The organism is Catellatospora chokoriensis (assembly GCF_011297315.1).
Taxonomy (GTDB): Bacteria; Actinomycetota; Actinomycetes; order Mycobacteriales; family Micromonosporaceae; genus Catellatospora; species Catellatospora citrea.
Map to the genome: position 1 here is coordinate 89,068 of NZ_JAAOTI010000020.1, position 24,227 is coordinate 113,294.

The 24,227-nt window shown below is 73.2% G+C and carries 24 protein-coding genes and 2 pseudogenes; 17 read left to right on the plus strand and 9 right to left on the minus strand.

What is annotated here, in order from left to right; translation table 11 throughout:
* Positions 1 to 13: 13 nt before the first annotated feature.
* Positions 14 to 577, plus strand: coding sequence for a P-loop NTPase family protein (locus tag HAV39_RS27225; protein ID WP_191842040.1), 564 nt, complete (start codon positions 14 to 16; stop codon positions 575 to 577).
* Here HAV39_RS27225 and HAV39_RS27230 read toward each other — a convergent pair.
* Positions 552 to 1,244 carry a GNAT family N-acetyltransferase gene (locus tag HAV39_RS27230; protein WP_191842041.1) on the minus strand — a complete coding sequence of 231 codons (693 nt, stop codon included), beginning with the start codon at positions 1,242 to 1,244 and terminating at the stop codon, positions 552 to 554. The genes HAV39_RS27225 and HAV39_RS27230 overlap by 26 nt on opposite strands.
* Positions 1,245 to 1,451: 207 nt before the next feature.
* Here HAV39_RS27230 and HAV39_RS27235 point away from each other — a divergent pair, with 207 nt between their 5' ends.
* Positions 1,452 to 2,732: a sensor domain-containing phosphodiesterase gene (locus HAV39_RS27235; protein WP_191842042.1), complete on the plus strand. Its 1,281-nt coding sequence runs from the start codon at positions 1,452 to 1,454 to the stop codon at positions 2,730 to 2,732.
* Positions 2,733 to 2,745: 13 nt separating this feature from the next.
* Here HAV39_RS27235 and HAV39_RS27240 read toward each other — a convergent pair whose 3' ends face one another.
* Together HAV39_RS27240 and HAV39_RS27245 are read right to left on the minus strand one after the other, a co-directional pair.
* Positions 2,746 to 3,216 carry a hypothetical protein gene (locus HAV39_RS27240; RefSeq protein ID WP_191842043.1) on the minus strand — a complete coding sequence of 157 codons (471 nt, stop codon included), beginning with the start codon at positions 3,214 to 3,216 and terminating at the stop codon, positions 2,746 to 2,748.
* A 65-nt stretch (positions 3,217 to 3,281) separates the two neighbouring features.
* Positions 3,282 to 3,935, minus strand: coding sequence for a hypothetical protein (locus HAV39_RS27245; RefSeq protein WP_191842044.1), 654 nt, complete (start codon positions 3,933 to 3,935; stop codon positions 3,282 to 3,284).
* Positions 3,936 to 4,002: 67 nt separating this feature from the next.
* Between HAV39_RS27245 and HAV39_RS27250 the strand changes: the two genes are divergently transcribed.
* Entirely contained in the window at positions 4,003 to 4,539 is a 537-nt protein-coding gene (locus tag HAV39_RS27250; protein ID WP_203736404.1) for a P-loop nucleotide/nucleoside kinase family protein, read from the plus strand.
* 173 nt (positions 4,540 to 4,712) lie between these two features.
* Complete coding sequence (locus tag HAV39_RS27255) at positions 4,713 to 6,179, plus strand: hypothetical protein (protein WP_191842045.1); 1,467 nt, start codon at positions 4,713 to 4,715, stop codon at positions 6,177 to 6,179.
* A 54-nt stretch (positions 6,180 to 6,233) separates the two neighbouring features.
* On the opposite strand, the gene HAV39_RS27260 is transcribed toward HAV39_RS27255, so the two are convergent.
* Positions 6,234 to 6,710, minus strand: coding sequence for an SRPBCC family protein (locus HAV39_RS27260; protein WP_191842046.1), 477 nt, complete (start codon positions 6,708 to 6,710; stop codon positions 6,234 to 6,236).
* 1 nt (position 6,711) lies between these two features.
* Positions 6,712 to 7,050, minus strand: coding sequence for an ArsR/SmtB family transcription factor (locus tag HAV39_RS27265; RefSeq protein ID WP_191842047.1), 339 nt, complete (start codon positions 7,048 to 7,050; stop codon positions 6,712 to 6,714).
* A 116-nt stretch (positions 7,051 to 7,166) separates the two neighbouring features.
* Between HAV39_RS27265 and HAV39_RS27270 the strand changes: the two genes are divergently transcribed.
* Positions 7,167 to 8,210: a suppressor of fused domain protein gene (locus tag HAV39_RS27270; RefSeq protein WP_191842048.1), complete on the plus strand. Its 1,044-nt coding sequence runs from the start codon at positions 7,167 to 7,169 to the stop codon at positions 8,208 to 8,210.
* Between the two features lie 55 nt (positions 8,211 to 8,265).
* Here HAV39_RS27270 and HAV39_RS27275 read toward each other — a convergent pair whose 3' ends face one another.
* A complete protein-coding gene (locus tag HAV39_RS27275) occupies positions 8,266 to 8,877 on the minus strand; it encodes a hypothetical protein (protein ID WP_191842049.1) in 612 nt (203 codons plus the stop codon).
* Between the two features lie 115 nt (positions 8,878 to 8,992).
* Between HAV39_RS27275 and HAV39_RS27280 the strand changes: the two genes are divergently transcribed.
* From HAV39_RS27280 to HAV39_RS27290, 3 genes are all read left to right on the plus strand, one after another.
* Positions 8,993 to 9,328, plus strand: a complete 336-nt coding sequence (locus HAV39_RS27280) for a PadR family transcriptional regulator (protein ID WP_120319830.1) — start codon at positions 8,993 to 8,995, stop codon at positions 9,326 to 9,328.
* Complete coding sequence (locus tag HAV39_RS27285; protein ID WP_191842050.1) at positions 9,325 to 10,266, plus strand: permease prefix domain 1-containing protein; 942 nt, start codon at positions 9,325 to 9,327, stop codon at positions 10,264 to 10,266. Before HAV39_RS27280 ends, HAV39_RS27285 begins: the two co-directional genes overlap by 4 nt.
* Positions 10,267 to 10,416: 150 nt before the next feature.
* Positions 10,417 to 11,400, plus strand: a complete 984-nt coding sequence (locus HAV39_RS27290; RefSeq protein WP_191842051.1) for an NAD(P)-dependent alcohol dehydrogenase — start codon at positions 10,417 to 10,419, stop codon at positions 11,398 to 11,400.
* A 131-nt stretch (positions 11,401 to 11,531) separates the two neighbouring features.
* Here HAV39_RS27290 and HAV39_RS43530 read toward each other — a convergent pair.
* From HAV39_RS43530 to HAV39_RS27300, 3 genes and pseudogenes are all read right to left on the minus strand, one after another.
* Positions 11,532 to 12,613: pseudogene (locus HAV39_RS43530) on the minus strand (chitinase); the annotation flags it as partial.
* A pseudogene (locus tag HAV39_RS43535) lies at positions 12,522 to 13,460 on the minus strand (fibronectin type III domain-containing protein); the annotation flags it as partial. The pseudogenes HAV39_RS43530 and HAV39_RS43535, both read right to left, overlap by 92 nt.
* Before the next feature lie 166 nt (positions 13,461 to 13,626).
* Positions 13,627 to 15,039, minus strand: coding sequence for a coiled-coil domain-containing protein (locus tag HAV39_RS27300; protein ID WP_191842053.1), 1,413 nt, complete (start codon positions 15,037 to 15,039; stop codon positions 13,627 to 13,629).
* 252 nt (positions 15,040 to 15,291) lie between these two features.
* Here HAV39_RS27300 and HAV39_RS27305 point away from each other — a divergent pair, with 252 nt between their 5' ends.
* The 9 genes from HAV39_RS27305 (at position 15,292) to HAV39_RS27345 (ending at position 24,189) form a co-directional block, all read left to right on the plus strand.
* A complete protein-coding gene (locus HAV39_RS27305; RefSeq protein ID WP_191842054.1) occupies positions 15,292 to 15,807 on the plus strand; it encodes a ribbon-helix-helix protein, CopG family in 516 nt (171 codons plus the stop codon).
* Positions 15,808 to 15,879: 72 nt separating this feature from the next.
* The gene (locus HAV39_RS27310) at positions 15,880 to 16,770 is read left to right on the plus strand and encodes a DUF4097 family beta strand repeat-containing protein (RefSeq protein WP_191842055.1); all 891 of its coding nucleotides are present in this window, start codon (positions 15,880 to 15,882) and stop codon (positions 16,768 to 16,770) included.
* A gap of 12 nt (positions 16,771 to 16,782) precedes the next feature.
* On the plus strand, positions 16,783 to 17,748 hold the full coding sequence (locus tag HAV39_RS27315; protein ID WP_191842056.1) for an ATP-binding cassette domain-containing protein: 966 nt from the start codon (positions 16,783 to 16,785) through the stop codon (positions 17,746 to 17,748).
* Positions 17,745 to 18,530, plus strand: coding sequence for an ABC transporter permease (locus HAV39_RS27320; protein WP_191842057.1), 786 nt, complete (start codon positions 17,745 to 17,747; stop codon positions 18,528 to 18,530). The genes HAV39_RS27315 and HAV39_RS27320 overlap by 4 nt, the downstream gene beginning before the upstream one ends.
* Positions 18,531 to 18,726: 196 nt before the next feature.
* Positions 18,727 to 20,013 carry a hypothetical protein gene (locus tag HAV39_RS27325; RefSeq protein ID WP_239120756.1) on the plus strand — a complete coding sequence of 429 codons (1,287 nt, stop codon included), beginning with the start codon at positions 18,727 to 18,729 and terminating at the stop codon, positions 20,011 to 20,013.
* A gap of 90 nt (positions 20,014 to 20,103) precedes the next feature.
* Positions 20,104 to 21,417, plus strand: coding sequence for a DUF1800 domain-containing protein (locus HAV39_RS27330; protein ID WP_191842058.1), 1,314 nt, complete (start codon positions 20,104 to 20,106; stop codon positions 21,415 to 21,417).
* Between the two features lie 20 nt (positions 21,418 to 21,437).
* Positions 21,438 to 22,670 carry a DUF1501 domain-containing protein gene (locus HAV39_RS27335; RefSeq protein WP_191842059.1) on the plus strand — a complete coding sequence of 411 codons (1,233 nt, stop codon included), beginning with the start codon at positions 21,438 to 21,440 and terminating at the stop codon, positions 22,668 to 22,670.
* 55 nt (positions 22,671 to 22,725) lie between these two features.
* Positions 22,726 to 23,394, plus strand: coding sequence for a copper resistance CopC family protein (locus tag HAV39_RS27340; RefSeq protein ID WP_191842060.1), 669 nt, complete (start codon positions 22,726 to 22,728; stop codon positions 23,392 to 23,394).
* Between the two features lie 102 nt (positions 23,395 to 23,496).
* Positions 23,497 to 24,189, plus strand: coding sequence for a pyridoxamine 5'-phosphate oxidase family protein (locus HAV39_RS27345; protein ID WP_239120757.1), 693 nt, complete (start codon positions 23,497 to 23,499; stop codon positions 24,187 to 24,189).
* Positions 24,190 to 24,227: the final 38 nt, after the last annotated feature.

The window sequence follows — 24,227 nt, forward strand, 5'->3', positions numbered from 1 at the left end:
CTACGCTCGGCCGGTGACCGCGCGCCGCCCCTTCCCGCAGAGGATCCTGATCTACGGGGTGTACGGGGCGGGCAAGTCCACGCTCGCCCTGGAGCTCTCCCGGCGGCTGAACCTGCCCTGGCAGCCGGTCGACGAGCTGACGTGGGAGCCCGGCTGGAAAGAGGTCCCCATGCCGGTGCAGCGGGACCGGATCGCGGCCGTCTGCCGGCGGACGTCCTGGATCCTCGACGGCGCGTACAAGGACTGGCTGGACGTTCCGCTCGCCGCCGCCGACCTGATCATCGGGCTGGACTTCTCGCGCGGGCTGACGCTGCGGCGGCTGCTGCGGCGCACCGCGCGGCTGATCTCCACCGGCGAGGTCATCTGCAACGGCAACCGCGAGACGCTGGGCAGCGTGCTGTCCGCCGAGTCGATCATGCTGTGGCACTTCGCGTCGTTCGGGCGCAAGCGCCGCCGGATGCGCCGCTGGGCGGCGGACTCCCCCGGTCCTCAGGTGCGGCTGTTCCGCACCCCGGCCGAGCTGGACCGCTGGCTGGAGGAGCTGAGCCCGGTCAGTCCGGCGCGACCACGACCGTGAAGGTGAGGCTGCGGCGCACGGCGAAGCCCATCGCCTCGTAGAGCCGGATCGCGGCGGTGTTGTCGCTGGCGGCGTGCAGGAACGGCGTCTCGCCACGCCGGCGTACGCCCGCGGCGACCGCGCTGATCAGGCGGGTGGCCAGCCCCTGCCCGCGGTATGCGGGGTCGGTGCACACGGCGCTGATCTCGGTGAAGCCGGGCGGGTGCATCCGCTCCCCGGCCATCGCCACGAGCTTGCCGTCCTGCCTGATGCCGAGGTAGGAACCCATCTCGACGGTGCGGGCGAGGAACGGCCCCGGCTTGGTGCGCTGGACCAGGTCGAGCATCTCGGGCACGTCGGCCACGCCCAGCGGCACCGCCGCGGGCTCGTCCGCGACCGCGATCGCGGCGTCGCCCAGCTGGACGACCTCGTCCTGCCAGGTGATCCGCCAACCCGCCGGCACCGGATGGTCGCCGATGACGGCGGCGGTGCCGCCGGGACCCACCAGCGCCGCCAAGTCATCCCAAGCCTGGGCGCCGGCGCCCGCCGGCAGCGCCGCGAACGGCGTGACGGCCGGGTCGTAGCAGGCCGCCCGCCCGTGCCGCCGGGCGAACCCGGCATGCGGGCCGGACAGGGCCGCTCCGGCCGGGTCGTCGAGCACGCCGGTGTCGATCGCGTGCGCGCCCATCACATACCACTCCCCCGCGAACGAGACCCTCAGCTAGCAGCGCCCATGGTAGTCGCCGTGCCCGGGCGCGACCTCGGCCAACCCCGGGCTCGTCGTACGCTCCCGCAGGGCCGTAGTCGGCCGACATCGCCGCCGGGTGCGCAGGTGGCGGCTACGATGGATACGATGAAGATCATCTGATGTCCGACCGGCTTCCAAGGGGCGCGGATGCCAGTTCCCGCTGCGGTGCCTGCCGTCCAGGACGACGAATTCTCCCGAATACTGGCCGAGCGCGCGGTCACGCCGGTCTTCCAACCGATCGTCTCGCTCGACGACGGGTTGACGGTCGGTTTCGAGGCACTGATCCGAGGGCCTGAGGGCAGCCGGTTCGCGACTCCGGACGCGCTCTTCGCCGAGGCGGAGCGGCGCGGAGCGGTCGTCGAACTCGACTGGATCTGCGGCAGCGCGGCCTGCGCCGCGGCCCTGGACGCCGGTCTCGACGTCCCGCTGTTCCTCAATGTGGAGCCGGAGACGTTCGGGTCCTCGCCACCACCCGAGCTCGCCGACGCGTTCGCGCAGGCGGCTGACCGGCTCGATCTGGTGATCGAGGTGACCGAGCGGGTGGTCAGGGATCCGGCCTCGTTGATCCGCTCCGTGGTCGGCGCACGTCGCGGGCGCAGCCGCATTGCCCTCGACGACGTCGGCGTCGACCCGGCGAGCCTGGGCATGATGGCGCTGGTCCGCCCCGATGTCATCAAGCTCGACCGCTCCCTGGTCCAGGGCCGCAGCGCGGAGTGGGCGCAGGCGTTCGTGGTCAACGCCGTGCTCACCGAGGCCGGCCGCACCGGGGCGGCCGTGCTCGCCGAGGGGATCGAGACCAGCGAGCACCTCGGCACCGCCCGCGGCATGGGCGCACGGTTGGGGCAGGGCTGGTTGTTCGGCAGGCCCGGCCCGCTGCCGGCGACCGTCGTCCGCTCGGCTTTCGCGCTGCCCCGCGTGGCCGAGCTGCCGTCGGGTTCGGTCACTCCGTTCGGCGTGGTGGAGGACAGAGTGCCGATCGCCGAGGTGACCGACCAGATGCTCGTCCCCATCGGCCGTCTGCTGGAGCAGATGGCGCTGCGCACCGACGACGCCACGATGTTCTTCGCCACCGTGCCGGAACGGCAGATCGACGGGGAGACCCGGCTGACCTTCAACCACATCGCCCGCCGCGGCGTCACGGTCACCGCGTACGGCCCGGAGCTGGTCGAACCCGGGACCGGCATCCAGGCGGTGTCGGTTCCCGCCGGCGATCCGCTCACCGCCGAGCGGGTGGTGATCGTCATCGGAAGCTACTTCGCCGCCGCGCTCGTCGCCCGGTCGCACCGCGCGACCGAGGCCGTCGCCGCGGCCGAGCCCACCTACGACATCGCGCTGACCTACGACCGGCTGCTGGTGATCGAAGCGGCCCGCACCCTCATCGACCGGATCCCGCCGCTGCCGCACGGCTTCGGCCACCCCCGCGTCTGACCCGCGCCGGCGGTCAGAAGAGGCGGCGCTGCCCGGCCCGCAGGGCGATGTGGGCGGCGAGCCGGTCGCCGTCGGCCACCAGGAGGTCGTTGAAGCGGACCCGGCCGCCCGGCACGTGCACGGTGAAGTCGCGGCGGGTGGTGGTGAACGCGCCGTTGCTGGTGTTGACGGTGACGCCTTCGACGTAGGCCACCTCGTGCCAGGTCACCACGTGCTGCACCCGGCCGAGCGCGCCGACCGTGATCATTCCTCGCTCGTACACGTGGATCGCCCGGTTGCGGTGGATCAGCAGGGCCTGGACGAGCAGTCCGACGGTGATCGCGATCCCGGCGATCTGGTAGGGCACGATGTCCGCGCCGAAGCCGAGCACCAGCGTGGTCGCGGCCACGATCGGGGCGATGAGCAGCTGTGCCACCGGTCTGGTGCCGTAGCGCTGCACGGGGGCGCCGAGCCCGGCGAACGCTGCCCTGTCCGGAACGCTCACATCGACCACCCTCCACATGAGACATACGGAGGGTACCGTAGGGATACACGGTAGGTAAGGGTGGGTCAGGCCGCCCACCTGGTGAGCCAGCGGTCGATGCGGCGCAACTGGCGCGGCGTCAGCCCGACCTCGACCGGCGGGGCCAACACCAGTGCCCGGTCACCCCACGGCCTGGTGTCGGCGGCGCGCAGCTGGTGGCGCACGTCGTCGTCGGTCCACAGCAGCGGGCGGCCCTCGTCGAGCACCCGCAGCGCCGCGGGCAGCTTCCACCAGGTCTGCTTCGTCCTGGCCAGCGGCGTCGCCAGGGCGGTGTCCTGCGATCCGAACTCGGGACACTCGCGCACCGGCCAGACCGGCAGGCCCAAGGCGGTGCCGACGTTGACGGAGTGGTGCTGCCAGGTGCTGTGCCACCAGATCTCGGCACGGCCCTGCTCGTGGACCCGGCGCAGGAAGTCCAGGACGGGCGTCGCGGCGAGGATGGGCCATTCGAGGTCGTGCTTGCTGGGCGCGCTGGTCCGGACCCACTCCTGATCCGGCCAGACGCGGCGGTCCGGCAGATCGGTGACCGCGTTGATCACCCCGTCGATGTCCAGCAGCCAGACCGGCACACCCGCCACGGCTTTGCGCTCCCGCCGTACCAGCGCGATCCCCTCCCCTGCGGTCTGTCCACTGCCGACAGCAAGTCTCCCGCCGTCCGGCGTGCCGGGCAAGGCGGGCATCCGGTCGGCCGGAGACGCACACGCGTGGCGGGCAGCCGGGGCCGCATCCGGCCGGTAGCATCCGCCCGTGCTCGTGGTGCTGGTCAACGGCCTTCCCGGTGCGGGGAAGACAACCCTGGCGCGGGAGCTGGGCCACGCGCTGCGGCTGCCGGTCTTCGCCAAGGACGCGGTGAAGGAGACCCTCGCCGATCACCTGCCGGGGCAGGGCCCCGAATGGAGCCGCTCGCTGGGCGTCGCCGCTGGTGAGACGCTCTGGACACTGCTCGCGTATGCGCCGGGCGGCGCGGTGCTCGAGTCGCCGTGGCTGGCGCATCTGCGCGAAGTCGTGCTCGCGGGCCTGGCCCGCGCCGCGATCGATCCGGCGACCGTCCACGAGGTCTGGTGCGACGTGCCCGTCGAGATCGCCCTGCGGCGCTACGAGTTCCGCGCGCCTGGCCGGCACCCGGTGCACCGCGACACGGTCGTCGACAGCGGGGCGCGATTCGCGGCCTGGGCGGCCGCCGCGGTCCCGCTCGGCGTGGGCACCCTGCACCGGGTCGACACCACCGGCCCGGTCGACGTGGCGGCGCTCGCCGGCCGGATCACCGGTGCCCGGGCAGGCTGAGTCCGCAGGGCGACCTGGCGCCTGGCGTCGGCGGGCTGACCGGCGACAGCCTGCCGGGCCGGCGCGCCACGGCGGTCTTACGAGGGGAGTCGTTGCCCCCTGCCCGGCTCAGGCGATAGTGTCCGCGCTCGACGCGGCCCGCACCCGCCGCGGCCAGGCGAAGGAGCGGCACGATGGCATCGTCCGGGGTGGTCTTCCCCGTCAGCAGTGGCACCGAGCGCAGCACGTCCGCGCTGGGACGGGCCGTGGTCGCCGACGCGCTGCGTCCGGTCGACCCGGTCGGGGCGCGGGCCGCCGAGCACGAGACCAACTGGCGCGCCGACTACCTGGTGCACTTCAGGCGGCTGGTGGAGGCGGGGCTGACCTCCGGCGCTGCCGCGCGCGGCAGCGCGGCGGCGGGCCTGGCCTCGCTGCACGGGCGGATGCGGGTGGTGACCGCGGACGGCGAGACCGGCCTGCGGGAGGCGTTCGCACGAAAGCCCGACCCGTCCGCGGAGCTGAGCACGGTGACGGTCGGCGGCGATGGTGACACCGACCGCGAGCTGTCCCTGCCGTACCGGGGCGAGCGGCTGCGCGGCGACGCGCTGGCCCGGCAGCTGGACGCATGGGTGGCCGCCGGGGTCGTGGAGCCGAGCTGCGCCGACGCGGTGCGGGCGGTGATGGCGAACCCGGACTGGCTGGACCTGTCCGACGTGCGGGTGGTGGCGCTGGGCGCGGGCGCCGAGATGGGTCCGACGCATTCGCTGCTGCGCTGGGGCGGCGAGGTCGTCGCGGTCGACCTGCCGCGGCCGCAGCTGTGGCGGGGTCTGCTGGAGACCGCCCGGCGGTACGGCGGCCGGCTGCGGATCCCGGTCGCCGCCGCGCGCCGCGACCACGCGGACCTGGCCGAGGTCGCCGGCGCGGACCTGCTGCACCAGCTGCCCACGGTCGCGGACTGGCTGCTCGGCGTGGAGGGCCGGCTGGTGGTCGGCAACTACGTCTATGCGGACGGGGCGACCAATCTGCGGGTATGCGCGGCGGTGGACGCGCTGACCGAGCACCTGCGCGGGCAGCGCCCGGACACGGCGCTGGCGTTCCTGGCCACCCCGACGGACGTGTTCGCCGCGCCCGGGGAGGCGGTCGCCCAGGCCGAGGAGAAGTACCGGCAGCCGTCGACGCTGCGTACGCTGCGCGGGCCGCTGCGGATGCTGTCGGCGGGGCGGCTGCTGCGGCGCAACTATCCGCCCGAGGCGGACCCGGGCATCTGCGACAGCCTGGTGGCACAGCAGGGTCCGAACTACGCGCTGGCCAAGCGGCTGCAGCGGTGGCGGGCGGCGGTGGCCCGGCACGAGGGCGCGACGGTCAGCTTCAAGGTGGCGCCGCCGACGCGGACTCGTTCGGTGGTGAAGAACCGGGTGCTGGCCGCGGCGTACGCGGGCGCGCCGGCGTTCGGCGTGGAGGTGTTCGAGCCGGCGGCGTCCAACACGCTGATGGCGGCGCTGCTGGTGCACGACCTGCGCAATCCCCCGCCGGTGCGCGAGCACGTGTGGCAGGAGGAGGCGCACGGGGCGGCGCACGGCGGGCTGTGGCGGATGCCGTACGCCCCGCGCAGCGCGCTCGGGCTGGCGGCGCTGCTCGGCCTGGGCGGCGCGCGCAACTGACCCGGCGCGGCCCCGCACCGGCGGACGTCCGTCGGCGCGGGGCCGCCGCGCCGGTCAGGCCAGCGTCTTGAGGTACGCGTCGAGGGCCTGGTAGGACTCGTTGGCGCCGCCCTCCATGCCGGAGGCGACCATGCCGTCGCGGTCCTCCTTGCTGGCGAACGTCGACGTGCCGGTGAGCGTGGTCTTGCCGTCCTTGTGCTCGAAGACGAGGCGCTCGACGGAGATGTGGCCGGGCAGGCCCTCCCACTCGAACGTCTGCACGATCAGCTCCATCGGCACGATCTCGCGGACCTCGCCGCGGAAGGCCCATTCCTCGCCGTTGTCGCCGTGCTCGACGATGCGCCACTTGCCGCCGGGCCGGAAGTCGAACGCGGTGACGTCGGCCTCGTGGCCGCGGGCCCACCACTTCTTCAGGTGCTCGGCCTTGGTGTGCACCTCCCAGACCAGCGCCAGGGGCGCGTCGAAGCTGCGCGTCATCACGATCTCGAGGTCGCCCTGCAGCTTGACGTCCAGGGTCTTGGTCTCGCCCATCTCACTTCTCCTCTGCTGTGGGACCCGTCTGCAGGGTCCGCAGGTAGTCGTCCAGCCGGTCGTAGCGCTCGTCCCAGAAGCGGCGGTACTGGTCCGCCCAGGCGGAGATGTCGCGCAGCGGGGCCGCCTCCAGCCGGCAGGGCCGCCACTGGGCGTCCCTGCCGCGGGTGATCAGGCCCGCCTGCTCCAGCACCTTCAGGTGCTTGGAGACCGCCTGGAGGCTGATCGGAAACGGCTCGGCGAGCTGGTTCACGGTGGCTTCGCCGTCGGCCAGGCGGGCGAGGATCGCCCGTCGGGTCGGGTCGGCCAGCGCCGCGAAGACCCGGCTCAGTCGGTCCATGTCCGCCTCTCTATTAAACCATCCGGTTAATCAACTGACAAGTTGAGTATGCATCTCATGGCACCCCTCCGCAACCCATACCCCGAAAGGCGGACCCCGTTTGTAGAGTCCCGGCCATGACCGAGGACACCGACGAGTACCCGGGCTGGGAAGCCGTTGACGCCGCGCTGGAACGGCTCTACCCGGGGGTCGAGCCGCAGCACTACGGCACGCTGATCAAGTTCATGCTGGGCGGCCCCGACCCGCTCGACGGCGTCAGCTTCTACCGCCGCGACGACCACTGGCACCTGGTCGGCTACGGCATGTCCGAGCTGTACCGCAAGGAATGGGACGACCCGGAGCAGTCAGGCTGGGGCTTCGAGTTCACCTTCCGGGTGGCCCGCCCGGCGGGCGAGGAGGAGCCGCCGCTGTGGGCGGCGAACTTCCTGCAGGCCCTGGCCCGGTACGTGTTCGGCTCGGGCAACGGCTTCGGGCCCGGACACCACCTCGACCTCAACGGGCCCGTGTGCGCCGAGAGGGCGGACACCGCCATCCGCGCCGCCGCCTTCACCGACGACCCCGAACTAGGCGTCATCGACACCCCGCACGGACGGGTGCGGTTCCTCCAGGTCGTCGGCCTGACCCTGGAGGAGTACGCGGTCGTCGAGCAGTGGGACGCACAGCGCCTGCTGGACGCGTTGCGACCGCGGCTGCCGCTGCTGGTCACCGACCTCGACCGCGGCGACCTCACCAGCGACGCCGAGGTCGCCGCGGCGATCTCCCGCGGCGTGCGCCAGGACGGGTCGTCGACCGGCGCCCTGTTCGTGGCGGAGGCGAGCTGGCAGCGGGAGGACGGCGTCACCACGTTGACCGTCGGGGCGAACGCCGCCACCCGGATCGGGCGGGTGCTGGCGGCCCGGCTCCCGTTCGACCGCGAGCTGTACCTCGCCGGCCCGGAGAGCGGGGTGCGCATCCGGCCAGGCACCCGGCTCGCGCTGGCCCAGGAGGCCGACGGCCTGCTGGACCTGCAGATCACGCCCGAGGTGCTGGCGGAACTGGCCGGCCTGCTGCGGCCCGTGGCCGGGGTGCACCGGCTGGCCGCCGCGCCGGAGCTGACCGTCCGGATCGTCCGGTCGCAGATCCGTGACCAGAGCGGGGCGGTCGTGGCCGAGGTCGGCTGACCCCCGGAACGCGTGCGGGCGACCGGCGGCTGCCGACCGCCCGCACGCCGTCAGGTCAGGAGACCTTGGTCAGCGGCCAGCTGACGTAGCCGTTGTTCAGCTCGGCCCGGTTGCCGGAACAGGTGTAGGACAACGTGTTCTTGGACAGGTCGATGTTGCCGTCGAAGGCGCCGGCGGGCATGGGCGTCTCGACGCCGTTCATGGTCATGACCGACTTGGTGGTGATCTTGCCGCCCGGCATCACGCCGCCGATCTTCCCGTCCTTGGCCGTGTAGGTGGTGCTGGTCGCCGTGCCGCTGATGGTCATCTTGGCCTCGACGTTCGAGCCGGACACGGTCGACTTGATCGTGATGATCGCGTTGTCGTACGCGATGGTCATCTGGTCGGCGAACTCCATGGTGATGCTGCCGGAGCCCGCACCCTCACCGCCGCCCAGCCTGGCGGCCGCCTTGGCCATGGCGTCCACGTCGGCCTTCCACTTGCCGGTCAGGCAGCTGTCCTGACCGCCTGCGGCGGTGGCCGCCGAGGGGGCGGCGGCACTGGCGGACGCGGCGGCGCCCGGCGCGCCACTGGACGTGGGTGTGGTTCCCGGGGTGTCGGCGGTGCAGGCGGCGGTGGCAAGGACGGTGGCGAGGAAGAGTGCGGCGAGCGGGCCTGATGACTTCATGGCGCACATGATGGCCGACTCGATCCACTCCGTTCCTGCCACTGACGGGAAACCGTCAGCGGAGGGGCCGCGGCGTCCGTTGCCATACTGTGTCGCACACACTATCGTGTGACGCATGGTCAATGACGAGCAGCTCTCGACGCATCTGCAGGAACTGCGCCGAGGCACCGTCGTGCTGGCCTGCCTGCTCGTGCTGAGGCAGGCCAACTACGGATACGCGCTGCTCGACCTCCTGGAGCAGCGCGGCTTCGCGGTCGACGCGAACACCCTCTACCCCCTGCTGCGCCGACTGGAGAAGCAGGGGCTGCTGACCAGCGACTGGAACACCGACGAAGCCCGGCCGCGCAAGTTCTACCGCACCAGCGCCGAGGGCGAGCAGCTCGCCGAGACGCTGGGCCGCGACTGGGACGCCCTCGACGCCGCATTCCGCGCACTGAAAGGCCGGCCATGACCACCCTCACCGACCGCTACGTGGACGCCACGCTGCGCCGCCTGCCGGGCCGCCAGCGCGCCGACATCGAGAAGGAGCTGCGCACCGCGATCGCCGACGCCGTCGACGACCGCGTCGAGGCCGGCGGCGACCCGGCCGCCGCCGAGATCGAGGTGCTGACCGGCCTGGGCGACCCGTCCCGGCTCGCCGCCGGGTATGCCGACCGGCCGCTGCACCTGATCGGCCCCGCGCTCTACCACGACTACACGCGCCTGCTCGCCGTGCTGCTCGCCACCGTGGTCCCCGCGGCAGCCGCCGGAGTCGGCCTGGTCCGCGCACTGCGCGGCGAGCAGGCGCTGACTCTGGCCGGTGACGCGCTGTCGGCCGCGTTCACCGCGGCCGTCCACATCGTCTGCTGGACCACCCTGGCCTTCGCGGCCCTCGACCGCCTGCCCCGCCTGCGCCCCGGGGCCGCCCGGCCGTGGAGCGTCGACGCGCTGCCGGCGCGGCCGAGCCGGCGGGCCAGATACGCGGAGCTGGCCACGCTGACCGTGGTGACCGCGCTCTTCTGCACGTTCGTGCTGCTGACGCCGGTGGTGAGCACGCGCGCCGACGCGGCGGGTGAGCCGATCGGCCTGCTGTCACCGTGGCTGTGGGAGACCGGCGTGGTGTACGCCTACCTCGCCGCGGGCCTGGCCGGGCTCGGGTTCGCCTTCGCCCGGCACTACGCCCGCTGGAGCGTGCCGCTGGCGCTGGCCGCCGCGCTGGTCGAGGTCGCTGCCCCGCTGACGCTGATCTGGCTCGTCGCGACCGATCGGGTGCTCAACCCGGCCTTCGTCGCCGCGGCCGGTTGGGGACCGGACACGACCCGGTGGATCGGGATCGGCCTGATCGCCGCGTCCTCGTTCAGCCTGCTGCACACCGTCACCGACGGGCTCGGCCAGGCCCGCCACCGCTGACCACCCGCCCGTCCCGCCGTCCGCCGCCACGTCGCTCGCCCCGCGCCCGGCCGCCGCTGAAGACCGTTCGCCGCCTGCCCTGAGACCTTGCGTAGCCCCCAAGAGCGCGGCCGCCGGGTGCCGGTGGCGTGCCCAGAGAAGGAGAACACCGTGAAAGCGATCGTTCGTGACAGGTACGGCTCCGCCGACCTGCTGCGCTACGCCGACGTGCCCCGGCCCGCCGTCGGGCCGGAGCAGGTGCTGGTGCGGGTGCGCGCCTGCTCGCTCAACTTCGGCGACCGGGTCGCGCTGCGCGGCGAGCCCACCGTGATCCGCCTGGCCTGGGGCCTGCGCCGGCCGCGGGTGACGGTGCTGGGCCGCGACATCGCCGGCACCGTCGTCGAGGCCGGCGCGAAGGTGAGCCGCTGGCAGCCCGGCGACGAGGTGTTCGGCGAGGTGGACCAGCGCGGCTTCGCCGAGTACGTCGCCGCGCCCGCCGACCACCTGGCCCGTGTGCCCGCCGGGGTGAGCTTCGAGCAGGCGGCGACGCTGCCCGTGGCCGGGTCGACGGCCCTGCAGGCGCTGCGCCTGGGCGGTGTCACGGCGGGCAGCCGGGTGCTGGTCAACGGGGCCTCGGGCGGCGTCGGCACGTTCGCCGTGCAGCTGGCCGCCGATCTCGGCGCGCAGGTCACCGGGGTGTGCAGCACCCGCAACGCCGACCTGGTGCGCTCACTGGGCGCGGACGTCGTCGTCGACTACACCCGGGAGGACTTCACCCGGGGCGATCGCAGCTACGACGTCATCTTCGACCTGGCCGGCGGCCACGGGCTCGCGGCGCTGCGCCGGGTGCTCGCGCCGGGCGGGGTGTACCTGTCCTCCAGCGGCGCGGGCGGCCGGGTGCTCGGCCCGCTGCCGCACCTGCTCAAGGTGACCGCGCTGGGCGCGGTGACCCGGCAGCGGCTGCGCGTGGTGGCCACCCGCCGCGACACCGCCGACCTCGACCACCTCGCCGGCCTGATCGCCGCCGGCCGCCTGTCCCCGGTCATCGAACGCGTCCGCCCCCTGTCGGAGACCGCCGACGCGCTGCGCGCCCTGGAGACCGACCACGCCCGCGGCAAGATCGTCCTCATCGTCCCCGAGCCCGTCCAGCCCTGACGCGCTTGCAGTTTCGGGGAAAGTGCACGAACTCGCGCCCCCGAAGGTGCACTTTCCCCGAAACTGCGAGGCCGCCCGACGACCGGTGATCGCGGGGCGACCTCGCCCACGTCAGCGTGCGACGGTGAGGGTTACGGCATGGACACCAGGTGGTTGTGGACGGTGTTGGCGAAGTTGTAGCCGTTGGACGCGTCCCAGTTGATCGACCACGTCATCGCGCCGCGGATCGTGGGCCAGCGCGCCGGCGGGACGAAACTGCCGCAGTTGGTGCCCGCGGCCAGGCAGTTCAGCGCGTTGTTGACCACGGACGGAGCGACGTAGCCGCCGCCCGCGGCCTGGGTGGTGGCGGGCAGGCCGAGCGCGATCTGGTCGGGCCGCAGCGCCGACTGCAGCTGGATGCAGGCCAGCGCGGTGAGGAAGTTGACCGTGGCCTGCGAGTAGGCGAACTGCTGGTCACAGCCGAGCATGCTGCCCGAGTTGTAGAACTGGGTGTGCACGATGGTCAGGATGTCGCGGATGTTGAGCGCGAGCGAGAAGTAGCCCGCCCCCGTGGACTGCATGTCGATGGTCTGCGGCGCCATCGTGATGATCAGGCCCGACCCCACGCGGGAACGCAGGTTGCGCAGCGCCTGCTCCATGTAGGTCGCGTTGAGGCCGTTCTCCAGGTCGATGTCGACGCCGTTGAAGCCGAAGTCGGTGATCAGCGTGTAGAGGCTGTTGGCGAAGTTGGTCGCCGCGGCCGAGCTGTTGACCGACACCGAGCCGAGCTCGCCGCCGACGGACAGGATGACCTTCTGGTTGCGGCCCTTCAGGGTGGCCACGTCGGTGCGGAACTGGGCGTTGGTGTAGCCGCCGAGCGCCGACGACAGGCCCGAGTCCACGTTGAAGGTGACCGCGCCCGGGGTGCCGGACACGGCGTCGGCGAAGGCGACCGCGACGATGTCGTACGTCGTCGGCACCGACGACAGCCGCAGCGGCGTGGCTCCGTTGACGAAGTTCTGCCAGTACCCGGTGAGCAGGTGCTTGGGCAGGGTGCCGGTGGTGCAGCCGGTGGTGGTGCCGGACGCGGACGCCGACGCCGGGGACTCGCCGGTGCCGTTGTAGGCGCGCACCGTGTACGTGTGGCTGGAGCAGGTGGCCAGGCCGGAGATGGTGGCGCTGGTGCCGGTGACGGTGGCGCGCACGGTGCTGCCCTCGTACACCCGGTAGCCGGTCACGGTGCCCGACGAGGCGCTCCAGCTGACGTTCAGCGAGGTGTTCGTCGCGCCGCCGACGGAGACGTTGCCGGGGGTGCCGGGCACGCCGGTGCCGCAGCCGGTCGTGGTGACGGTGACGTTGCCCGAGCGCGGTGACTCGCCGGCGCTGTTGTACGCCGCGACGGAGTAGGTGTGCGTGGTGCACGCGCCCAGCCCGCTGACGGTGGCCGAGGTGCCGGTCGGCGAGGCGACGACGGTGCTGCCCTCGTACACCCGGTAGCCGGTCACGGTGCCCGACGACGCGCCCCAGGACAGCGCGACCGAGGTGTTGGTGATCGAGCCCGCGGACGGGTTGCCGGGCGTGCCGGGCACGGTCGGCCCGGTGCCGCCCTGGCCCTGCAGGGACACGTCGTCGGCGAAGTAGGTGCCGGTGCCGTACCAGCCGTGCAGGTAGACCTGGACGGAGCTGCCGGCGGCGGTGAAGGTCAGGGTGAGCTGCGTCCAGTTGGTGGCGCTCGGGGTCCAGGTGGACGCCCCGCCGTTGACGCCGAGGTAGACGTAGCTGCCGCGGACCCAGGCCGACAGCGTGTACTGGGTGCCGGAGACGACGGAGACGGTCTGGCTGCACTTGGCGTTGTCGGAGGTGCTGGCCGCGCCCTGCAGGGCCTTCGTGCCGGTGCGTACGGGGGTGGACACGACGCTGCCCAGGCCACCGGTGCAGGTCCACGGCGACAGCGCGCCGGACTCGAAGCCGCCGTTGACGAGCACTTCGGCGGCGGTGGCGGGGGCGGGCAGCGCCGCCACCGCGAAGGTGGTGACCAGTGCGGTGGCCAGGGCCGCCGCGGCTGTTCGCAGTCTGTTCATGCAAGCTCCGATCTCAGGACACGGGGGAGCCGTTCTCCTGGGATCGTCGCGGGTCGATAATTAACAGTCAATAAGCCTTACTATTAATTCCCACCAATTGAGACGGTACACAGACGACACAGGCCCGCTCACCACGGGTGAGCGGGCCTGTGCTGCGTGAACGCGACTACTCGGCGTCCGCGCCGACGCGCTCCGGCAGCGGCATCCGCTGCGCCGGAACCGCGATCTCGCCGTCGCGGCGGCCGTTGGCGTACTCGGCGAGCTCCGGGTCGCCCTCGTGGTGCTGCTGCTCCCGCTCGTCCTCGGGCTGCTCACCCGCGGCCTGCTCACCCTGCGGCTGCTCCGGCTCCAGCACCTCGGCGTGCGGCGGCTCCTCGGACATGCCCTCGTGGTCGGCGACCACCTCGGGCTGCTCCGGCTCGGCAGCCGAGTGGCGGGGGTTCGGGCGCATCTGCACCCGCGGGTACTCGCCGGTCTCGACCCCGCCCACGGCGGCGGCCATGACGGCCGCGGCGGCCAGGTTGGCCACCCGCTCCGCCTCGCGCTGCACCCGGGCCCGCACCGCCACCGCGTGGCGCTCGGCGGACTCGGCCGAGCGGCGCGCCTCCTCCAGCCGGTGCAGCTCGTGGTTGAGCTCCTGGGTGGTCTCGCTCAGGCGCTGCTGCAGCTGGGCCACGTCACGCTCGGCGGTGGCGCCGTCCTGGCGCGACTGCACCAGGCGCTGCTGGGCGATGTCCAGCTCGGCCTGCAGCTGGGCCAGCGCCTGGCGGCGGGCCCGGATCTCCTGCTGCACGACGGTGAGCTGCTGCTGGTGCGCGGCGTTCTGGTCGTCGGCGCGGCGACGCAGGTCGACCGCGTGCTGCTGGGCCTCGGCGTGCAGCGCGGCGTTCTTCTGGTTCACCGCGGTGCGCTGGCCGGCCAGTTCACGCTCGGCGGCCGCGCGCATCTCGGCGAGCTCGCGCTCCACGTTGGCCTTCCACTGCGAGACCTCCTGCTGGGTCTGCGCACGGGCGGCCTCGACCTCCTGCTGCACCCGCACCCGGGCGGCCTCGACCAGGGCGTCGGCCTCGGCGCGGGCGTGCTCGGCCTGCTGGGCGTTCTGGTCGTGCACCCGCTTGAGCTCCTGCTCGGCGCGCTCCAGGGCGCCCTCGCTCTCGGCGCGCAGCCGGTCGGCCTGGTCCCGGGCCTCGGCGAGGATCTTCTCCGCCTCGTCCTTGTGGTGCGCCATCTGCTGGGCGGTGGTGGTGGTGATCGCCTCGGCCTGCTTCTCGGCGAGCTCCAGGATCTGGTCCACCATCGGGCCCAGGTGGCGGAACGAGGCCCGCTCGACCTGCGCCGGACGCTGGCGCAGCTCGGCCAGCTCGGACAGGTCGGTGTGCTGGCGCTTCAGCCGCTCGGTGAGGTCGCGGACCTGCCCGAGCGCACGCTCGCGCTCGGCCGACAGCGACGACACCTCGGCGTTGATGCGCGCGATGTACTGCTCGACCTGCCGCTTGTCGTAGCCGCGCAGCGTGACCTCGAAGTCGGGCCGTGCCGCCAGGTCGTCGCGTAGTGCGAGTACGTCCTCGCCCTGAGACATACGTCTTCCTTCCACAAATCACGAACGCGTCGGCCGGCGGGAGCCGCGCCGCGGGGGATGCGGTGCGGCCGGCATACCCGCCTGCGCATCCGCAGACGGTACCGGCGTCCCTATGTTCGCCGTCACCCCGCCCCGCCACCAGTCCACCGACCGTTCACGTTTGTGCCGGATCAGGCCTCAGGGGACACGTTGGCACCACTATTGAGCCAAATCCGGTTGCCTATGGCACCACGATGGTGCCATAGTGATGCCATGGAACTGACGCCGTACGTGGAGAAGCTCCAAGCCGAGCTGGCCGTCGCCGCCGAGACCGCCGGCGAGGAGGCCCGTGCCCTCGCCGAGCGCCTCGCCGTGCCGCTCGAGTCGGCGATCCGGCTCACGCTGCTCGAGGCGCTCTCGGCAGCGGCCGACGAGATCACCCGGGAACTCGCCCCCGGCTCGGTCGAGGTGCGCCTGCGCGGGCTCAACCCCGCCTTCGTGGTGAACACCCGGCAGAGCCCGCCGGACGAGCCCTTGGCCGCCCCCGCCACCGCACCGGCCTGGGACGACACCGCCGGGGAGAAGGGCGCGACCTCGCGGATCAACCTGCGACTGCCCGACGAGCTGAAGGCGCGCATCGACGAGGCGGCCGCCCGCGAGCGGCTGTCCGCCAACTCCTGGCTGGTCCGTGCCGCCGCGGCGGCACTGGACGCGGGTGCCGCGCCGCGGCCGGCCGCCCGGCCCGGCGGCACCGACCTGGGTCGGCGCTACACCGGCTGGGCCCGCTGACCGCCGCGGCCACCCGCCGCCCACCACGCCTTCCCGCGGATTCACCGACCAGACCGATGCGAGGGAACCACCATGCCCACATTCGACACACCTGAGCCGATCACCGTGTCCTTGAGCGTCATCGCCGCCGACATCCGGATCGTGGCGAGCGAGCGCACCGACACCCTGGTCGAGGTGCGCCCCGCCAACAACAGCCCCAAGTCCGTCCGGGTCGCCGAGCAGACCCGGGTGGAGTACGCCGACGGCCGCCTGCTGGTGAAGACACCGAAGCACCTCAACACGCTGCTGGGCCGGCCCGGCTCCCTCGACGTGGAGATCCACCTGCCCGCCGGGTCCGCGCTGGACGGCGACACCGGCATGGGCGACCTGCACGTCGACGGGCCGCTGGGCGACTGCCGGTTCACCACCGGCTACGGCCGTCTTCACTTCGGGCAGACCGGGCACCTGCGGGCGAACACCGGCGCGGGCGAGGTCAGCGCCGACCGGGTGCTCGGCGACGCCGAACTCACCACCGGCGCAGGGCGCACCCGCGTCGGGCTCGTCGCCGGCAACGCCGTCATCAAGAGCTCGACCGGCGGCTGCGAGGTCGGCACGATAACCGGCACCGGCCGGATCAACGGCGCGGACGGCCCCATCACCGTCGGGCGGGCCGTGGCCGACCTCAGCGCGAAGACCGCCAACGGCGACGTCACGGTCGAGCGGGCCGAGGCCGGGCTCACCGCGAAGACCGCGTACGGCGACATCCGGGTCGGCGCCGCGGTGCGCGGCACGCACGTGCTGGAGACCTCCGCCGGCCGCATCGACGTCGGCATCCCGACCGGCACCGCCGCCTGGCTGGACCTGAGGTCCACCGGCACGGTGCGCAACTCCCTCGACCACGTTCCCGGCCCGGAGGAGTCCGACGAGCGCGTCGAGGTGCGCGCCCGGACTTCCTGGGGCGACATCCTCATCCACCGTTCCTGAAAGGACGCGCCCATGCCCACCCCCGCGAACGCCATCGAGGTCACCGGCCTGCGCAAGGCGTACGGCGACAAGACCGTCCTGGACGGCATCGACCTGCGCGTGCCCGCCGGCACGATCTTCTCCCTGCTCGGCCCCAACGGCGCCGGCAAGACCACCGCCGTCAACATCATGTCCACCCTGCTGCGCCCGGACGCCGGCGACATCCGCATCGCGGGCCACGATCCGGCGACCGACCCCGACGCGGTCCGCGCCGCGATCGGCCTCACCGGCCAGTTCTCCGCCGTCGACAACTACCTCACCGGCGCGGAGAACCTGGCCCTGATGGCCGACCTCAACCACCTGGACCGCCGCGAGGGCCGCCGCCGCATCGCCGACCTGCTGGAGCGCTTCGAGCTGACCGAGGCGGCCGCCAAGCCGGCGACCACCTACTCCGGCGGCATGAAGCGCCGCCTCGACCTGGCGATGACCCTGGTCGGCAACCCGCGGGTGGTCTTCCTCGACGAGCCGACCACCGGGCTGGACCCGCGCAGCCGCCGCACCATGTGGGACAGCATCCGCGGCCTGGTCGCGAGCGGCGTCACCATCTTCCTGACCACGCAGTACCTGGAAGAGGCCGACCAGCTCGCCGACCGGGTGGCGCTGCTCGACCACGGCCGGATCATCGCCGAGGGCACCCCGGCCGAGCTGAAGCGGCTCATCCCCGGCGGCCACATCCGGCTGCGCTTCGCCGGATCGGCCGAGCTGGAGTCGGCCGCCCGCGTGTTCGGCGCGTCCACTCGCGACGACGACGCGCTGACCCTGCAGGTGCCCAGCGACGGCGGCGTCCGCTCGCTGCGCGAGGTGCTGGACCGGCTCGACGGCGCCGCCGTGGAGATCGCCGAGCTGACCGTGCACACCCCCGACCTCGACGACGTCTTCCTCACCCTGACCGGCCGGCCGGACACCGCCGCCACCCTCGAAGGAGCGACCCACCGATGAGCACCACCGCCTACGCGCTGCGGGACTCGACCACCATGCTGCGCCGCTACCTGCTGCGCGCCCGCCGCTACCCGATGATCATGTTTCTCATCGGCATCCCGGTCGTCATGCTGCTGCTGTTCGTGTACGTGTTCGGCGGCACCCTGGGCGACGGCATCGCCGCGGGCGGCGGCCGGGCCGCCTACGCCAACTACGTCACCCCGGGCATCCTCTTGCTGGCCATCGCCAGCGCGCCGCAGCTCACCGCGATCGGGGTCGCGCAGGACATGACCGAGGGCATCATCGCCCGGTTCCGCACCATGGCCATCTTCCGGCCCTCGGTGCTGACCGGGCACGTGCTGGGCAACCTGATCCAGCTGGTCGTCGCCCTCGCCGTAGTGGTCGGCGTGGCGGTCGCCGTCGGCTTCCGGCCCGACGCGACGCCGGTCGAGTGGGCCGCCGCCGCCGGGCTGCTGACCCTGGTCTCGTTCGCCTGCGTGTGGTTCGGCGTGGCCTGCGGGCTGACCGCGCGCACCGTCGAGTCGGCCAGCAACCTGCCCATGCCGCTGATCCTGCTGCCGTTCCTGGGCAGCGGCTTCGTGCCCACCGACTCCATGCCCGGCGCCGTCAGCTGGGTCGCCGAGTACCAGCCGTTCACCCCCGTCATGGAGACCGTGCGCGGCCTGCTGCTGGGCACCGGCATCGGCAACAGCGCCTGGCTGGCCGTCGCCTGGTCGGTGGCCATCGCCGTGGGCTGCTTCTACTGGGCCCGCGCCCGCTACAACCGCGACGGCGCGCGCTGAGCCCGACCGCCCACCGTTGCGCCGGTGGGTGCAGAGCAAGCGAATGGGTGCAGAGCAAAGTCACCGGCACCCTATGCTCGGCGGCCACCGGCGGCAGTCCCGGTGGCCACCGCCGTGTCGGCCGCTCGAGCCCGGTGCGGCAAGCCAGGGCGGATCGGCGGGGCGAGGCGGGCCGGGGCCGCGCTACCCTGCCCGGGTGACCGAAGCTGCCGCGGCGAGCGAAACCGCCGACGTGCCCCGGCGCCGGGGATCGGCCGTCTTCGCGGCCCTGATCGGTGCCGGCGCGGGCGTGGCCGTGGCCGCGTCGTGGGGCGCCTGCGCGACGGCGGTCGGCGCGCTCGCGGGTGCGCTGCTGCTCGGGGCAGTCGACGTGCTGGCCCGCGCGCAGCAGCGGCCGGATGAGATCCCGGCGCTGTGGTCCCGCATCGCCATGAGCGCCGCCGTGGCCGCACCCTGCGGCTGGGCGCTGGGCGCGCTGGGCGCGAACTCCCTGCTCGTCGGCGTCATCACCGGCGGCGTCGCGGGGCTGCTGGGCATCCGCCCGCACAAGGTCGTGCTCGGCCCGCTGGTCGGGGCGGCGCTCGGCTGGGCCATGGCGGGCGTGCCCGCGGCGATCGTGGCGGCGGTGGCCGTGGCCGCGTTCCGGGTGCTGTCCGCGCTGCTGTTCCGCGACCCCCAGGTGAGTCTGCTGGCCGAGCGGGTCGACCCGGCGCGGCTGCCGTTCGTGGTGCCGCTGGCGGCCCGCACCCGCTATGTCGGCACCGGCTACGTCGCCGATCTCGCGACGGAACTCCGCGGCGACTACCGACCCGACACCCCCGACGTCGGCATCGTCGCCTCGCTCGACGAGCTGACCGGACCGGGCTTCGACCCGGCCGGCGTGGACCCGCTGGTGCGCGAGTTCTACGAGCACACCACCCGGTTCACCCTGGACATCGAGCCGCGCTGGCGCACCTGGGTCCGGCCCGGTTACCTGCTCTACCGCAACCTGGTGGCCCGGCCCCTGGGGCAGGCCAACGTGCCGATGAACCAGCGCGAGACGCAGCGGGGCGTACGCAGCCGCATCGACACCGTCAGCCGGGACGGCACGATCACGGTCCGGGGCTGGATCCGCTCGTTCGCCGACACCGACGAGCCCATCTACGTCGGCGTCTACACGACCTACCGGCACGACGGGCGCGGTTACGTCAGCGTCGGCTTCCCGTTGCCGCAGGCGAGCTTCACGGCGACCCTGGAGCCGCAGGCCCGGCCGGGCGGTGGCCTGATCCTGACCAGCCGCAGCAAGCTGGACCAGCCCGGGCACTACCTGAGCCTCGTCGACCCGCGGGACGGGCGGCTGACCACCGCCGCGGTGCACGGCTTCGCCGAGGACCTCGACGTGTACACGCAGGACGGGCAGTTGCGGGCCGAGCACGCGTTCCGGGTCTTCGGCCTGCCGTTCCTCGTGCTGCACTACCGCATGCACCGCAAGCCCTCCCGCTGAGCGGTGACCGCGCGTTCACCCGCCGTGGCCTTACGTTTCCCGAACATGCTGCGGGCGCGACCCGGATCGATACCTGCCTAGGATCGGCGCATGGCGGAACGGGAGAAGGTCGCGCACCTGCTGCGGAGGGCAACGTTCGGGCCCACCGCCGACGAGGTGGACCGGGCCGAGCGGGCCGGGTACCAGGCGACCGTCGAGCAGCTGCTCGCGCCGGCCGGCGCCGACCAGGGCGCGGCCCGCACACCCGCCCCGAAACTCGGCGCGGACCCGTACCAGGACCTGCCCAAGAAGCCGACCCGCGAGCAGCGCCAGCGTGCCCAGCAGGCCCGCAAGGAGCAGGTGCAGCAGCTCACCCACTGGTGGGTGGACCGGATGGTCGCCGCGGACCACCAGCTCGCCGAGAAGCTGGTCTTCTTCTGGCACGGCCACTGGGCCACCAGCGTGCAGAAGGTCAAGTCGGCCGCGCTGATGCTCGCCCAGCAGCAGACCTTCCGGCGCGACGGCCGGGGCGACTTCGGGGTGCTGGTGCGGGCGATGCTGCGCGACGGCGCGCTGATCCACTGGCTGGACGGGCAGCGCAACACCCGCAAGGCTCCGAACGAGAACCTGGCCCGCGAGCTGATGGAGCTGTTCACGCTCGGCATCGGCGCGTACACCGAGGCAGACGTGAAGGCCGCGGCCCGCGCGCTGACCGGTTGGACTGTGGACCGGGTCGACGGCACGGCCACCTTCCAGCAGGCCCGCCACGACGGCGGAGCCAAGACCGTGCTCGGGCGCACCGGCCCGCTGGACGCGGACTCGCTGGCCGAGGTCATCCTGGCGCAGCCCGCCGCGAAGACGTTCCTGCCCGCGCGGCTGTGGTTCCGGTTCGCCTCCGGCGAGCCCATGCCCGGCCCCGTACGCGACCGGCTGTCGGCCGCGTTCGCCGGGCACGATGTCACCGCGCTGGTCCGGGCGCTGCTGCTGGACGAGCAGTTCACCGCCACCGGCGGGCAGCTGGTCAAACAGCCGGTGGAGTGGCTGGTCGGCGCGGTGCGCCAGCTCGGCGCCGACGCCGCCGGGGACAAGCAGCGCAAGCAGCTCTACCAGGGCCTGACCCGGCTCGACCAGGTGCCGTTCAAGCCGCCGAGCGTCGGCGGCTGGCCGTCGGGCACGGCCTGGCTCAACACGTTCGCCACCCAGACCCGGGTGCAGCTGGCCCAGGCCCTGTCCGCCGCGGCGAGCCCGGCGTTCCTGGAGCGGCTGTCGGCCGCCCCGGTGGCGGGACGGCCCGAGGCGCTGGCCCGGTTGCTGGTCGTGGACGCCTGGACCGACCGGACCCGGGCGGTGCTCGCCGACGCGGGCAAGGACGCCCGGAAGCTGACCGTGCTGGGGCTGATCAGCCCCGAGTACGCGGTGCACTGACACTTCGAGGAGGACGCCCGATGGACACCACGACCCGGCGCAGGTTCCTGATCGCCAGCGGCGTCGTCGGCGGCGCGGCGCTGGCCGCGGGCGCGACCACGCTGGCCCTGTCCGACCTCCTCGACACCGCCGGCGACCGCCCCGAGGGCGCGCGGACGCTGGTCGTCATCACGCTGTACGGCGGCAACGACGGCCTCAACACGGTGATCCCGTACGCCGACCGCGCCTACCAGGACGCCCGGCCCGAGCTGGCCTACGACGGCGGCGAAGTGCTGCGTCTGGACGACAGCACCGGCCTGAACCCGGCGCTGAAGGGCCTGCACGAGCTGTTCGGGAGCAAGAAGCTGGCCGTCGTACGCGGCGTCGGCTACCCCAAGCCCGATCGCAGCCACTTCCGCTCGATGGACATCTGGCAGACCGCCAACCCGGAACGGCCCGGCAACACCGGCTGGATCGGCCGCTGGCTCGACGGCGCGGGCGGCGACCCGCGGCTGGCCGTGTCGTTCGAGAAGGTGCTGCCGCCGCTGCTGGCCGGGGAGAAGAGCGCCGGTGCGGTGATCGGCGCGGCCGACGTGAAGCTGCCCAGGGCGGTCACCGCGCAGGCCCTGGCCGAGTTCGCCAAGCCGTCGGCCGGGGAGCCGCCGCTGCAGGCGCGGGCCGCGGCCTGCTTCGGCGACCTGGCCCGGGTGCGGGAGATGGCCCAGCAGGTCAAGGACGCCGACAGCGACAGCGACGACGGTGACGAGGAGAAGGTCCCGGCGACCGGCACCGGCGGCCTGGCCGGGCTGCAGGCGCAGCTCGACCTCGTCGCGCAGTGCATCGAGGCCGGGGTGTCGACCCGGATGTTCTCGGTGTCGCTGGGCGGCTTCGACACCCACGCCGACGAGCGCGACCTGCAGGAGACGCTGCTGTCCTACCTGGACCGGGGACTGACCGCGTTCTACCGGCGGATCACGGCCCACCCGGCGGGCAAGGACGTGGTGGTGCTGGTCTACTCCGAGTTCGGGCGGCGGGTGCGGGCCAACGCCTCCGACGGCACCGACCACGGCACCGCGTCCAACGTGTTCGTGCTCGGCGAGTCGATCGCGGGTGGACTGTACGGCGAGCAGCCCAGCCTGACCGATCTCGACGACGGGGATCTGAAGTTCACCACCGACTTCCGCGACGTGTACGCCAGTGCGCTGGACCGGGTCCTGCAGGCCGACCCGGCCGCCGCGCTCGACGGCTGGAAGGGCCGCCTGGACTGGTGGTGATCGGCGAGGCGGCGGGGGATGGTGCGGGCGACGCCGATGGCTTAGCTTCATGCGCATGTCTCGAAAGATCGTCGCCGTCCTCGCCGCGGTGGCCGTGGCCGTGCTGCTGCCCTCCCCCGCGCAGGCGCACGGCCAGCTGGCCTTCTCCGACCCGGTGGACCGCAGCACGCTGACCGAGCCCCGCGAGAGCGTGCGGCTGGTGTTCACCGAGAAGCCGAACCCGGCCGCGTACTTCACGGTGAAGGCCCCCGACGGCACCCGCGTCGACCACGGCTGGTCCGGTGGCGAGCCCAAGCCGCTGCCCAGCCCGGTGCAGGAGCTGACGCTGCGCGACGGCAACTGGGAGCCGCAGCTCTACAAGACCGGCTTCCCGGCGGTGATCCCCGTGTCGCACTGGCCGCAGACCGGCGTCTACACCATCACCTACCTGTCGGTGGCCTCCGACAGCGACAAGGTCAGCGGCGAGATCCGCTTCGACTACCAGGGCAAGATCACTGCCGCGCCCGCCGGGTGGCAGCCGCCGACCAACCAGCCCGACCCGCTGCTGCTCGGCCAGACCGCACCGCCGCAGCAGCCCGCCGCGTCCGGAAACTCGATCACCGTGTCCGGGACCGCACCGGCCGAGCCCGGCTCGCCGACCTGGCCCTACTGGGCGCTCGCCGGGCTGGTGGCGGCGCTGGCCGTCGGCGGCGTGCTGGCGCACCGGCGGCGTACGGCGCGCTGACCTGAGGCCCGCGTCGCACCCGCTGTGCGACGCGGGCCGCCTGCCGTCCGTGAATCTCGTTCGCAGGCGCACCCGCGGGGGCGCGCGGCGAAGGGGGACGAGATGACCCGGATCGTCGAGAAGATGCAGGGTTCGGCCGGAGAGCGCCGTCTCCAGCAGGCGCACGGCACCGCCGGACGGGCCCAGCGCTTCTACGACCAGCAGATGCTCGACCACCTCAACGAGCGCATGACCGCGTTCGTCGGCCGCCAGGAGATGATGTTCGTCGCGACGTCGGACGACGCCGGGGAGTGCGACAACACGTTCCGCGCCGGGCCCGCTGGTTTCGTGCACGTGCTCGACGCCACCCACCTGACCTGGCCGGAGTATCGCGGCAACGGGGTGATGGCGAGCCTGGGCAACATCTCCGAGAACGGCCACGTGGGGCTGCTGTTCGTCGACTTCGTCAGCGACGTCATCGGGCTGCACGTCAACGGCCGCGCCTCGGTGGTGGAGGACGAGGTCGCCCGGGCCGCGTACCCGGAGCTGCCGGTCGACCCGGTCCCCGGGCGGCGGGCCGAACGCCCGGTGCTGGTCGAGGTGCAGGAGGCGTACATCCACTGCGCCAAGCACATCCCGCGGATGGCGAAGGCGCCGCGCAAGCGCGAGTGGGGCACCGACGACGTGCGGCGCAAGGGCGGCGACTTCTTCGGCGCGGCCGCCGACGCCGGCCCCCGACCCGCGCCCGCCGCGGTGACCGGCCCGGTGCCCGGCCCGCTGACGCGCTGGCTGCACAGCCTCGTCCCGGGCCGGTGACGGCCCGGTCCCGCCTGCGGTACTCGGTGGCGTACCAG